This is a genomic window from Arthrobacter sp. FW305-BF8, from assembly GCF_021789315.1.
Classification (GTDB): Bacteria; Actinomycetota; Actinomycetes; order Actinomycetales; family Micrococcaceae; genus Arthrobacter.
This window is the reverse complement of the sequence record NZ_CP084561.1, coordinates 670,540-682,804: the sequence shown is the minus strand read 5'-3', so window position 1 is coordinate 682,804 and position 12,265 is coordinate 670,540. Positions and strand designations below refer to the sequence as shown.

11 protein-coding genes are annotated in these 12,265 nt (G+C 66.1%); 6 read left to right on the top strand and 5 right to left on the bottom strand.

Annotated features, from left to right (window positions below; genetic code table 11):
* Nucleotides 1-28 precede the first annotated feature (28 nt).
* Nucleotides 29-1,054, top strand: a complete 1,026-nt coding sequence (locus LFT45_RS03150) for an isopenicillin N synthase family dioxygenase (RefSeq protein ID WP_236806554.1) — start codon at nucleotides 29-31, stop codon at nucleotides 1,052-1,054.
* A 19-nt stretch (nucleotides 1,055-1,073) separates the two neighbouring features.
* Here the strand turns inward: LFT45_RS03150 and LFT45_RS03145 are convergent, their stop codons facing one another.
* Nucleotides 1,074-1,499 (bottom strand): CoA-binding protein, encoded by a 426-nt coding sequence (locus tag LFT45_RS03145; RefSeq protein ID WP_236806553.1) that lies wholly within the window; start codon nucleotides 1,497-1,499, stop codon nucleotides 1,074-1,076.
* Between the two features lie 285 nt (nucleotides 1,500-1,784).
* On the opposite strand from LFT45_RS03145, the gene acs reads away from it, so the two are divergent.
* From acs to LFT45_RS03125, 4 genes are read left to right on the top strand one after another with little or no spacing between them, the layout of a single operon-like run.
* Nucleotides 1,785-3,986 carry an acetate--CoA ligase gene (gene acs / locus LFT45_RS03140; protein WP_236806552.1) on the top strand — a complete coding sequence of 734 codons (2,202 nt, stop codon included), beginning with the start codon at nucleotides 1,785-1,787 and terminating at the stop codon, nucleotides 3,984-3,986.
* Nucleotides 3,987-3,997: 11 nt separating this feature from the next.
* On the top strand, nucleotides 3,998-5,206 hold the full coding sequence (sfnG, locus tag LFT45_RS03135) for a dimethylsulfone monooxygenase SfnG (RefSeq protein WP_236806551.1): 1,209 nt from the start codon (nucleotides 3,998-4,000) through the stop codon (nucleotides 5,204-5,206).
* Complete coding sequence (locus LFT45_RS03130) at nucleotides 5,206-6,558, top strand: O-acetylhomoserine aminocarboxypropyltransferase/cysteine synthase family protein (protein ID WP_236806550.1); 1,353 nt, start codon at nucleotides 5,206-5,208, stop codon at nucleotides 6,556-6,558. Before sfnG ends, LFT45_RS03130 begins: the two co-directional genes overlap by 1 nt.
* Nucleotides 6,555-7,049 carry a CoA-binding protein gene (locus LFT45_RS03125; RefSeq protein WP_236806547.1) on the top strand — a complete coding sequence of 165 codons (495 nt, stop codon included), beginning with the start codon at nucleotides 6,555-6,557 and terminating at the stop codon, nucleotides 7,047-7,049. Before LFT45_RS03130 ends, LFT45_RS03125 begins: the two co-directional genes overlap by 4 nt.
* Before the next feature lie 127 nt (nucleotides 7,050-7,176).
* Here the strand turns inward: LFT45_RS03125 and LFT45_RS03120 are convergent, their stop codons facing one another.
* The 4 genes from LFT45_RS03120 to LFT45_RS03105 all read right to left on the bottom strand — a co-directional run bounded on the left by LFT45_RS03120 (nucleotide 7,177) and on the right by LFT45_RS03105 (nucleotide 10,666).
* Nucleotides 7,177-7,953, bottom strand: a complete 777-nt coding sequence (locus LFT45_RS03120; protein ID WP_236806546.1) for a hypothetical protein — start codon at nucleotides 7,951-7,953, stop codon at nucleotides 7,177-7,179.
* Complete coding sequence (locus LFT45_RS03115; protein WP_236806544.1) at nucleotides 7,950-8,498, bottom strand: RNA polymerase sigma factor; 549 nt, start codon at nucleotides 8,496-8,498, stop codon at nucleotides 7,950-7,952. The genes LFT45_RS03120 and LFT45_RS03115 overlap by 4 nt, the downstream gene beginning before the upstream one ends.
* A 103-nt stretch (nucleotides 8,499-8,601) precedes the next feature.
* A complete protein-coding gene (locus LFT45_RS03110) occupies nucleotides 8,602-9,135 on the bottom strand; it encodes a hypothetical protein (RefSeq protein WP_236806542.1) in 534 nt (177 codons plus the stop codon).
* A gap of 241 nt (nucleotides 9,136-9,376) precedes the next feature.
* Nucleotides 9,377-10,666 carry an adenylosuccinate synthase gene (locus LFT45_RS03105; RefSeq protein WP_236806540.1) on the bottom strand — a complete coding sequence of 430 codons (1,290 nt, stop codon included), beginning with the start codon at nucleotides 10,664-10,666 and terminating at the stop codon, nucleotides 9,377-9,379.
* A 308-nt stretch (nucleotides 10,667-10,974) separates the two neighbouring features.
* On the opposite strand from LFT45_RS03105, the gene LFT45_RS03100 reads away from it, so the two are divergent.
* Nucleotides 10,975-12,186: a cobalamin-independent methionine synthase II family protein gene (locus tag LFT45_RS03100; protein WP_236806538.1), complete on the top strand. Its 1,212-nt coding sequence runs from the start codon at nucleotides 10,975-10,977 to the stop codon at nucleotides 12,184-12,186.
* Nucleotides 12,187-12,265: the final 79 nt, after the last annotated feature.

Below are 12,265 nucleotides of genomic sequence, written 5' to 3'. Positions count from 1 at the left end.
CCTTTCCGGGCGGTGCTAGTCTGCGAATATGGCAGCTGCCCGGGAGACCATACCTGTACTGGATCTCGGCTCCTCCCGCCGGGGCGACGGTACATTCAATCCGGAGTTCATCGAGGAGCTCCGCAATGCCACGCACCGCGTCGGTTTCTTCCAGGTCATCGGCTACGGCGGTGCACCCGGCCAAGCCAAGGAGCTGCTGGCGACGATCAGGGGCTTTTTCGACCTGCCCCTCGAGGAACGCATGAAGCTGGACAACCGGCTGTCCCGGCATTTCCGTGGCTACACCAGGATGGGCACGGAGGTCACGCAGGGAAGGGCGGATGCACGCGAGCAGATCGACTACTCACCAGACCGGGAGCCCGTGGAGGACTATCCGCCCGAGCAGCCGTACTGGCTCCTGCAGGGCCACAACCTGTGGCCAGAGTCCATGCCGGAACTGAAGCAGGCGGCGATGGCCTGGGCCGAGCTCATGTCCAAGGTGGGGGCGGAGCTCATGCGGGCCATCGCCGTGTCCCTCAAGCAGCCGGAGAACTATTTCGACGAGCCGTTCGGGGATACCCCCGCCTGGATGGGCAAGCTGGTCCACTACGTCGGCGGCGTAGTGGAAGCGGCCGGAGACCAGGGCGTGGGCTCCCATGCGGACTACGGATTTGTGACCCTCCTACTCCAGGATGACGTGGGCGGCCTCGAAGTACTGCCTCCGGGCGCCAGCACATGGGCACCGGTGAAACCAATCCCCGAAGCGCTGGTGGTGAACCTGGGCGAAATGCTCGAAGTGGCCACCGAGGGGTATTTGGCCGCCACCATTCACCGGGTCAAAGCTCCGCCGCCCGGTGTGGACCGTTACTCGGTCCCGTTTTTCTGGTCGCCCCGCCTTGACGCGGTGATCGATCCGGTGCCCCTCCCGGCGGAACTCAAGGCCCAGGCGCGCGGCATCTCAGACGACCCCGCCAACCCGATGCTCGCCTCGTTCGGCCTGAACATGCTCAAGGGCCGGATGCGTGCCCACCCGGATGTGACCGAGCGTCACTACCCCGGGCTGATGAGGTCCTGACCCGGAGCCTCCGCACAGGCTAGATGCCCACGCGCCACCCTTCGCGGGCAGGGCATGAATTCACGACGACGTCCAGCCCGGCGGCCTTCGCGCGCTCCACGGCGGCGTCGTCGAACACGCCGAGCTGCAGCCACACTGCCTTGGCGCCGACGGCGATGGCCTCGTCGATGACGGGGCCCACCTTCTGTGAATTGACGAAACAGTCCACGACGTCGATCGGGTGCTTTTCCGCCGGAATCTCGGAGAGGGAACTGTAGCCCTTCTCCCCGTGCACGTCGTCGCCCGGCAGGTTAACCGGGATAATCTCCATGCTCATGCGGTCACGGACAAACAGCGAGACGTCGTACGCCGAGCGCCACTCATTCCGGGTCAGGCCAACGATGGCCCAGGTACCCTTCGTTCGCATGAGTCGGTCGACAACCGCCGGATCGTTTTCGTGAGCCATGCCTCAACTCTACTCCTGCGGCAATTTGGCGGCCTTTTCCGAATATGTGGATGACGGGCCACGGCCGCGGCTGTGATGAACGAATATTACAGCTTCAAAGACACCAATTTTGAGAAATCCTGCAACTCGGCTCTAGTAGGTAGTGACCATCCCGAGCGGCCGAGAGACCTGGATCGATGAAGCCGCAGCAACCCCGGTGACGTGAGACGACCATTCCCACGTCACTGTTCTTCCGTTCCGGCGAAGGACCAGGGGTGCTACTGCCAGGACCGATGGAGTGCTGCAATGACCCCACATAATTCTTCTGCCCTGCCCACCCTTGCCCGGATTCCGTCCGAGGCAACCCCACAAACCACTTCGGACGCGACGGCGAACGAAGCAGGGCTGCGTGATGCGCCCGGCTCCTTCAGCGGCTCTTCGGGATGGTCCTCGACTGAGCCAACGGACGGCGCAGTGCACGGCGTCCCCACCGACGGGCCGGCGCGTCACAGCGGCACCACTTCCATTGTCAACCCCGGCAATGTTGCCTTCTGGGAGGAACAAGCCCTCCGGCTGGACTGGGCCGAGGGCCCCGGCGGGCAGGAACCTGGCACCCAGGACCCTGGCGCCCGGAAGCCTTGGCACACAGCGCACAGCTGGCGGCCCGCCGACGTCGAAGCCGGCCGTGGACCAGAGATCAAGTGGTTCGACGGCGGCAGGCTGAACGTCGCGTACAACTGTGTGGACCGCCACGTCGCCGCCGGCCGCGGGGACAAGATGGCGCTGTTCTTCGAGGGCGAACCGGGCGACCGCCGCGCCATCACCTACGCCGAACTGCAGCGTGAAGTGTCCAAGGCAGCCAACGCGCTGCTCTCCCTCGGCATCACCAAGGGCGACCGCGTGGTCATCTACCTGCCCGTGATTCCGGAAACGGTCATCATCACCCTCGCCGTGGCCCGGATCGGCGCCATCCACTCCCTGGTGTTCGGCGGATTTTCCGCCGAGGCACTCCGGTTCCGCGTCGAGGACACCGGAGCCAAGCTGCTGGTGACCACCGACGGCCAGTTCCGTCGCGGCGTCGCGGTGCCCGTCAAGGACAACGCAGACGCCGCCGTCGCGGGAGACAACGCGATCGAGCGCATCCTGGTCATCAACCGCACCACCGCCCCCGAAGATCTCGCAACCGTCCCCATGACCGCAGGCCGCGACGTCTGGTGGCACGACGTCGTCGAACCCGCCTCCGACGTGCACGAACCGGAGGCGTTCGACGCCGAGACTCCCCTGTTCATCATGTACACCTCCGGCACCACGGGTAAGCCCAAGGGATTGGTTCACACATCCGGTGGCTACCTGACCCAGGCCTCCTGGAGCTTCGAGCACCTGTTCAGCAACCCGGATCCCGCGCTCCGGGACCAGGATGTGCACTGGTGCACCGCCGACCTCGCCTGGGTCACCGCGCACACCTACGAGATCTACGGTCCGCTCTCCAACGGCGTCACGCAGGTGATCTTCGAGGGCACGCCCAACACCCCGCACCCGGGCCGGCACTTCGAGATCATCGAACGCTACGGCGTCACGCAGTACTACACGGCCCCCACCCTGGTCCGCTCACTCATGGGCTGGTTCCCGGACGGCGTCCCGGACAGCTACGACTTCTCCTCCATCCGTTTGCTGGGCACCGTGGGAGAGGCCGTGAACCCGGAGGCGTGGCGCTGGCTCCGCGACAACCTGGGTGCGGGGTCCGCCCCCGTGGTGGACACCTGGTGGCAGTCCGAAACCGGCGCCACCATCATGTCCCCCGCGCCGACGGACACCGAGTTCAAGCCCGGCTGCGCCGCCCGGCCGCTGCCCGGCGTCAGCACCCGGGTGGTGGACGAGGCCGGGAACCGCACCGCACCGGGGGTACAGGGCTTCATCGTCGTGGACCAGCCCGGCCCGGCAATCGCCCGGACAGTCTGGGGCAACCCGCGCCGCTACTTCGACTCCTACTGGAGCCAGTATGCGGAGCAGGGCTGGTTCCTTGCGGGCGACGGCGCCAAGTACGACGACGACGGCGACATCTGGATCCTGGGGCGGGTGGACGATACGCTCAACGTCTCAGGCCACCTGCTCTCCACGATCGAGATTGAGTCCGCCCTCGTCACCCACCCGGATGTGGTGGAAGCGGGTGTCTGTCCGGTGGCCGATCCCAAGACGGGGCACGCCGTCGTCGCGTTTGTTGTCTTGAAGAACGGGGTTTCGGCGAGCTCAACCAGCGAAACCCTCCGCAACCACGTTGCCAAGGAGATCGGCCCGATCGCCAAGCCACGCGACATCGTCGTTGTCCCCGACGTACCCAAGACCCGCAGCGGCAAAATCATGCGCCGTCTGCTGACCCAGCTTTTCGAGGGAACCGCGCTGGGCGACACCACCTCACTCCAGAACGAACCGGCCATTGCCGGTATCCAGAAAGCGCTACACAGCCGCGCTGCCGCCGTCCCCGGAAACCCCAACTCCGGGCAGAAGTAAAGGAACAATTCATGAATGACATCAGCAACGTAGCCCGTCTTTCCGAACCGCTGAAGTTCGCTTACTGGGTGCCGAACGTCTCCGGCGGCCTGGTGGTCTCCACCATTGAGCAGCGCACCAGCTGGGACTTCGACTACAACAAGAAGCTGGCCCGCATCGCGGAGGAATCCGGTTTCGAATACGCCCTGACCCAGACCCGCTACGCCGCATCCTACGGGGCGGACAAGCAGCACGAGGCGACGTCCTTCAGCCTCGCCCTGCTCGCCGCCACCGAACGCCTCAAGGTGATCGCCGCCGTCCACCCGGGTATGTGGCACCCCGGCGTGCTGGCCAAGTACATCATCACCGCCGACCACATTTCGAACGGCCGAGCGGCCGTCAACATCGTTTCCGGCTGGCTGAAGAACGAGTTCACCAACTTTGGCCTCGAATGGCTGGAGCATGACGAACGCTACGTCCGCACCGAGGAATTCATCAGGGTGCTGCGCGGGCTGTGGACCGAGAAGGAGTACAGCCAGGCCGGCAAGTACTACAACATCACGGACTTCACCCTGAACCCTGCCCCCGTGGACGTTCCGGGCCGCGCCCACCCGGAGATCTTCTTCGGCGGAAACTCCACGGCGGCCCAGGCCACCGCAGGCCGCGTCGCCGACTGGTACTTCTCCAACGGCAAGGACCTTGAAGGCTTCAAGGAAAACATCGCCGGCGTCGTCGCTGCTTCGGGCGAGACCAAGCGCGGCACGGAAGGGCAACTGGCCGCCCCAAGGTTTGGCCTCAACGGCTTCGTCATTGCGCGTGACTCCGAGAAGGAAGCCCGCGACACCCTCCGCGAGATCGTGGAGAAGGCGCACAAGCCGGCCGTCCAGGGCTTCCGGGACGCTGTGCAGGAAGCCGGCGCGTCCACCAAGGACGGCAAGGGCATGTGGGCTGACTCCAAGTTCGAGGACCTGATCCAGTACAACGACGGCTTCAAAACGCAGCTGATCGGCACCCCCGAGCAGATCGCCGAGCGCATCGTCGAGTACAAGAAGATCGGCGTGAACCTATTCCTGACCTGCTACCTGCACTTCCAGGAGGAGGTCGCCGCCTTCGGCCAGGACATCCTGCCCATCGTCCGGGAACTTGAGGCCGACCTGGCCCGCAAGCATGGCGCCGAGCTGGACCTGTCCCAGACGCCGGTGGCTTCGGCGGGCTCAACCACCGGGCTGGTGACTGTCTAGTGGCTGACCGCAAATTCGGATTCCGCACCCGCGCCCTGCATGCCGGCGGCACTCCCGACGCCGAGCACGGCGCCCGTGCCGTTCCGATTTACCAGACCACGTCCTTCGTATTCAAGGACACCCAGGATGCCGCCAACCTTTTCGCGCTGCAGAAGTACGGCAACATCTACTCCCGCATCGGCAACCCGACGGTGGCCGCGTTCGAGGAGCGCATCGCCTCGCTGGAGGGTGGCATCGGCGCTGTTGCGACGTCGTCGGGCATGGCCGCGGAGTTCATCACCTTCGCCGCCCTCACCCAGGCCGGTGACCACATCGTCGCGGCATCCCAGCTCTACGGCGGCACGGTCACCCAGCTCGACGTGACCCTGCGCCGTTTCGGCGTGGACACCACGTTCGTCCCCGGCACCGACCCCGCCGACTACGCAGCGGCCGTCCGGGAGAACACCAAGGCCATCTTCGTCGAGGTGGTGGCCAACCCGTCGTCCGAGGTCCAGGACCTGGCGGCCCTGGCAAAGGTGGCGCACGACGCCGGCATCCCCCTCGTCGTCGACGCCACCTTGAGCACGCCGTACCTCGTGCGGCCGATTGAGCACGGCGCGGACATCGTGATCCACTCCGCCACGAAGTTCCTCGGCGGCCACGGCACCACCCTGGGCGGCGTCATCGTGGAGAGCGGCCGGTTCAACTGGGGCAACGGCAAGTTCCCCACCATGACCGAACCTGTGGCCTCGTACGGCAACGTGTCCTGGTGGGGCAACTTCGGCGAATACGGGTTCCTCACCAAGCTGCGCTGCGAACAGCTGCGCGACATCGGGCCAGCCCTCTCCCCGCAGTCCGCATTCCAGCTGCTGCAGGGCGTCGAAACCCTCCCCCAGCGCCTGGACGAGCACCTGAAGAACGCCCAGGCTGTGGCCGAGTGGCTCGAAGCCGACGAACGCGTGGCCTACGTGAACTTCTCGGGACTGCCCTCCCATCCGCACTTCGAGCGGGCCCGGAAGTACCTGCCGCAGGGGCCGGGTTCCGTGTTCTCCTTCGGCGTGAAGGGCGGCCGGGCAGCCGGCCAGAAGTTCATCGAGTCCCTGCAGCTGGCCTCGCACCTGGCCAACGTGGGCGACGCCCGCACCCTGGTGATCCACCCGGGCTCGACAACCCACCAGCAGCTCAGCGATGAGCAGCTGGAATCCGCCGGCGTTCCGGAAGACCTGGTCCGCATCTCGGTTGGCCTGGAGGACATCGACGACATCCTCTGGGACCTGGACCAGGCGCTTACCGAAGCGCAGAGCGCGACGGCGGATGACGCCGTCGTCCTCGAAGAACCTGCTGATTCCTGCACGATTGGAGCACGGGCATGAGCACCACTGACAGAACCTGGGCCGGTCCCTCCGCGCCGGAGCGTCTGAACCTGCTGCGGGAGGCGAAGTCGATTGCCATTGTGGGCGCCTCGGACAAGCCGTCCCGGGCGAGCTATTTCGTGGCCACCTATCTGCAATCCTCGACGCGGTACAAGGTGTACTTCGTGAACCCTGTGGTCAAGGAGATCCTCGGCCAGCCCACCTACGCCTCACTCGCGGACCTGCCGGAGAGCCCGGACATCGTGGACGTGTTCCGCAAGCACGATGACCTGCCCGGCGTGCTGGACGAGGCCGTCGCTGCCGGCGCCAAGACCCTGTGGTTGCAGCTCGGATCGTGGCACGAGGGCGTGGCGCTGGATGCCGAGGCCGCGGGACTGAGCGTGGTGATGGACCGCTGCGTCAAGATCGAGCACGCACGTTTCCATGGCGGGCTTCACCTTGCCGGGTTCGATACGGGAGTGATCTCCTCGAAGCGCCAGGTCCTGGCCTAGAAAAAATGCCGGGCTGGAATTTGATGGGGGACAAGTTCCAGCCCGGCACTCTCACTTTGGTAATCGACAGGGAACCCGAAAGGGTTACGCGGATTCCAAAACTTTTTCCCGTGGGGGTTGCTCCGCGTTAGGGCGTGCCGGGGACCGGCTTGGCCGGAACGGTCGGCATGCCGCCCGGCAGCGTGGGCACTGCCGGCAGCGGCTTCGCCGGAACCTGGGGAGCCACGCCGGTTCCGGGGACCGTGGGCAGCTGGCTGGGCCGGCCCGGCGTCGGCATCTTGCTCTTTGCGGCCTCGCCGGAAGGACCCTTTGACGCCGAGGAGTTCGATGAATCCTTCGCGGGAGCCTGATCCGTCTGGGCGGGCGTCGCGGGTGCCGACGGCGAAGCAGCCGTTCCGGTAACCGATGGCTTGGGTGCAGCAACAGTCGGCGCCGGAGCCGCCGGGATGCCGGCGGGCGACGTGGGCACCGGCGTCGGCGCGGTTGTCTCGCTGGTCGGCTGGAAGATTCGGACCACGGTGTGGCCCACGCTGTTGCGGAAGTCCTCGCTGGATGCGGCGACAGCGCCGGCTCCGAGTCCCATGGCACCGACCACTGCGGCGCCCACCACAAAGCCCATGCGCCGCTGCCGGTTGCGGCGGTGCAGTTCAAGGCTCGCCACGTTGGAGGCGGCGCGTCGCATGGCCGGTTCCTGGGCGGGCACTACCGACGCGGGTACGCCTGCAGCGGATGCACCGTGGGCGAGCAGGGCGGCGAGATCGGCCCGCGGTCGGGGTGCGGCGTCCTGGGCGAGCCCGCGCAGTTCTTCGAGGGACCTGCGGAGATCGGCGTCGTCTTCGAGCCCGGAATCCAGGAGGATCGCCTGGATCTCTCCCTCTTCGCGGCCTGCCGGCGTGACACTCATGATGCTGCGTGGTCCTTTTCCTTGACGAGTTCGCGCAGGGCGATGAGCCCTCGGCGCTGGAGCTGTTTGATGGCCCCCGGGGTCTTGTCCATGATGCCCGCCACCTGTTCCACCGAAAGGTCCGCGACGATCCGCAGGACCAGCACTTCCCGCTGGTCGTCATTGAGCATGGCAAGTGAAGAAGTGATTCCGCCCAGCGAACCGAGCACCTCGTCCTCGGCGGAACTCGACCGGCGCTCATCCAGGAACGGGTCGAATTCGGTGAGCTGCGGCGTTCTCGCGGACCGGCGGTGGTAGTCCACGAGCCGGGCGTGCGCCACGGAGAAAATGAAGGTCCGCAGCCCGGAGTGGCCGCCCCTGACATTGCTGAGCTTGGGCAGGACATCCACGAAGACGTCCTGCGTGAGGGCCTCGGCGTCGTCCACCCCGCGGGCCCGGAAATAACCGAGGACTGCGGGCGAAATGATGCTGTAGACAGCGCTGAAGCCGGAAGGGTCGCCAGACAGGGCTGCTGACAATTCGTCGTCGGTCAGCTGAGCTGCCAAGGAGCGGTCCTTCCCTTTACTGCAGGTGTGCGGCGGTAGTAAGCCTAGCCGCCGCACACCTCACGCCCCTATTCGGGGAACGCCCTGTTTCGCGTGCTGTGGACTACTTGCCGGCGGGCAGGTCGGCAGCAGCGTCAGCCTTGACGTCAGCGTCTGCAGCGACGGACGGTGCGGCCGGCTTGGCCACGTGGTCCGCAACGTTCGGAACGGCCGGGGTGGCGGGAAGGGCCGGGGTGGCCGGAACGCCGGCGCCACCGGGGACAGCGGGAGTAGCGGGGATTGCCGCGGTCACGTCGGCGCCTGCAGCCTTGTCACCGGCGGAGACGTTGGCGTTGGCGTTGTCCTTGTCAGCTTCCACTGCGGCGTCGGCTGCGTCCGCGGCTTCGCCGGCAGCCTTGGCCTTGGCGGCCGGGGCGGCAGGAACCGTCGGAGTAGCCGGCGCGGCCGGGACGGCGGGCACTGCCGGAACCTCGGGGGTGGCGGGAACGGCCGGGGCGGCGGGCGTAGCGGGGGTCACCTCTGCGTGCTGCGAGCTGGAAACCTGCGCAGCATTGGCCAGTCCGATGCCGGAGAAACCTCCAACAGCGACGATGGCGGCTGCAACAGCAATCTTGGTGGTCTTGCTAACACTCTTCATCAGAAAAAAATCCTTTGGTTGATTGAAGGCCGGGCCGGAGGCCGATGGGGGACAACCTCCTGCCCGGCGCTTACATATACGTAATCGCAGCCGCGGGCCGGCAGGTTACGCGGTTCCGGAAACTTTTTTCAGACGGGATGTTTTTCTTCCCGGAAAGCACGACGGCGGCGGGCCACCGTAAGGTGACCCGCCGCCGTCGGGAACTGCTTGCTTGAGCTGTTGTTGCCGGACGCTTCCGGCGTCAGTCGTTGATCAGGTCGTTGACCACGATGGTCTGGTCGCGGTCCGGTCCGACGCCGATCGCGGAGAACCGAGTGCCGGACAGCTTCTCGAGGGCCAGCACGTAGTTGCGGGCGTTCTCGGGCAGGTCAGCCAGCGTGCGGGCGCCGGTGATGTCCTCGGTCCAGCCTTCGAAGTATTCGAAGATGGGCTTGGCGTGGTGGAATTCCGTCTGGGTCATGGGCATCTCGTCGTGCCGGACGCCGTCGACGTCGTAGGCCACGCACACCGGGATCTGTTCGATGCCGGTGAGGACGTCAAGCTTGGTGACGAAGTAGTCCGTGAAGCCGTTCACGCGGGAGGCGTGGCGGGCCAGGACGGCGTCGTACCAGCCGCAGCGCCGCGGCCGGCCGGTGTTGACGCCGAATTCGCCGCCGGTCTTCTGCAGGTACACGCCCATCTCGTCGAACAGCTCGGTGGGGAACGGCCCGGCACCGACGCGGGTGGTGTACGCCTTGATGATGCCGATGGACCGCGAGATGCGGGTGGGACCGATGCCCGAACCCACCGAGGCGCCGCCGGCGGTGGGGTTCGAGGAGGTGACAAACGGGTAGGTGCCGTGGTCGACGTCGAGGAACGTGGCCTGGCCACCCTCCATGAGCACCACCTTGCCCTCGTCCAGGGCAGTGTTCAGCACGAGGGTGCTGTCGATGACCAGGGGGCGCAGCCGGTCCGCGAAGGAGAGGAAGTAGCTGACCACTTCCTCCACCTCGATGCTGCGGCGGTTATAGACCTTGACCAGGAGTTCGTTCTTCTGGCGCAGTGAGCCTTCCACCTTCTGGCGCAGGATGGACTCGTCGAAGACGTCCTGGACCCGGATGCCGAGGCGGGCAACCTTGTCCATGTAGGTGGGCCCGATGCCGCGGCCGGTGGTGCCGATGGCGCGGCTGCCGAGGAAGCGTTCGGTGACCTTGTCCAGCACCTGGTGGTACGGGGCCACGAGGTGGGCGTTGGCGGAGACACGCAGCTTGGAGGTGTCCGCCCCGCGCGCTTCGAGGCCTTCGATCTCCTGGAAAAGTGCCTCGAGGTTGACGACGCAGCCGTTGCCGATGATGGGGACGGCGTTGGGGCTGAGGATGCCGGCCGGAAGGAGCTTGAGCTCATACTTCTCACCGCCTACGACGACGGTGTGCCCGGCGTTGTTGCCGCCGTTCGGCTTCACTACGTAGTCGACGCGGCCGCCAAGCAGGTCGGTGGCCTTACCTTTTCCTTCGTCGCCCCACTGGGCTCCGACGATCACGATTGCTGGCATGGGATCCTCCCCCATTCGTTCGGGCCTAGCCCGGCTGGATCACCGAGGTGCTTCAACCGGAGGTCGGCGCCGTTCATGAGAATGCCCCGAATTCGTCGTCCGAACCCGCGGCGCTGGCCGGGGAGGGGACGCAAGAGTTCCGGGGCTCTTACCACCCAAGTTTAGCGGATGCGGGGCAAAAGTATGGCTTTTGGTGTTTCGTCCGTGCAGCAGATTCCGGCGACACATTCCACCTGCGATTTGCCACTGTCTCCGTCCGGAGACTTGAGTGAGAGTGAACCATCGCGAGCGGCCGAGGAGACCCAACCATGTCACTGAACACCGACCACATCCGCGTCACACACGCCGGATCCCTGCCCCGCACCCCGGAACTCATCGCCGCCAACGCCGCCAAGGAAGCGGACGGAATCACGCCGGAGTTCCTGGACCTCCTGGAAACCTCGGTGGTGGACATCGTCCGGCGCCAAAAGGACCTGGGCATCGACATCCCCAACGACGGCGAATACGGGCACGCGATGTCCAGCAGCGTCGACTACGGTGCCTGGTGGAACTACTCGTTCGCCCGCCTCGGCGGCCTCGAGCCCACCAACGTGGACCGCTGGGCCGATGCCGAGGTGCACCGTTCCACACCTGGCAACATCGTCCTGACCTCCTTCCCCGACCGCCGGGACAGGCAGAAGTTCAACGACGCCTACAGCGACCCATCCTCCGGGATCCTCGCCCACCGGAAGAGCCTGGCACAACCCAAGATCGCCGGTCCGCTGACCTACACCGGGCAGGACCTCGTGGCCTCTGACGTCACCAACCTCAAGACCGGCATGCAGGCAGCCGGCCTCACCGAGGGTTTCGTCGCGTCGCTTTCGCCCGGCTCCTGCGCACGGGTTGCCAACGACTACTACAAGACCGAAGAGGAACTGGTCTACGCCTGCGCCGACGCCATGCGCGAGGAATACAAGGCAATCGTCGACGCCGGGCTGACCGTGCAGCTCGATGACCCGTCGCTGGCGGAGAGCTGGGACCAGATCAACCCGGAGCCCAGCCTCGAGGACTACCTCAAATTCATCCAGCTCCGGGTCGAGGCCACCAACTGGGCACTTCGCGACCTGCCCCAGGACCAGATCCGGCTGCATGTCTGCTGGGGATCCTGGCACGGCCCCCACACCACGGACATCCCGTTTGCCGACATCATCAGCTCCGTCCTGCAGATCAATGCAGGCGGCTACTCGTTCGAGGCAGCCAATGTCCGGCACGAGCACGAATGGCGCGTGTGGGAAGACACCAAGCTTCCCGAGGGCAAGGTCATCATTCCCGGCGTTGTCTCGCACGCGACCAACGTCGTGGAGCATCCGGAACTGGTGGCGGACCGGATCGAACGCTTCGCGAGGCTCGTGGGACGCGAGAGCGTGATCGCCTCCACCGACTGCGGCCTCGGCGGCCGGGTGCACCCGCAGATCGCGGTCGCGAAACTGGAGGCGCTGGGAGAAGGCGCACGCCTCGCCACCAAGCGGCTCTGGAAGTGATTTAGCCCTCATTTCACCGCCCTGCAGGCCTTTCCCCGCGCGAGTCCGCCATGGCGGCGCGCGGGGGCGGGACATTGCG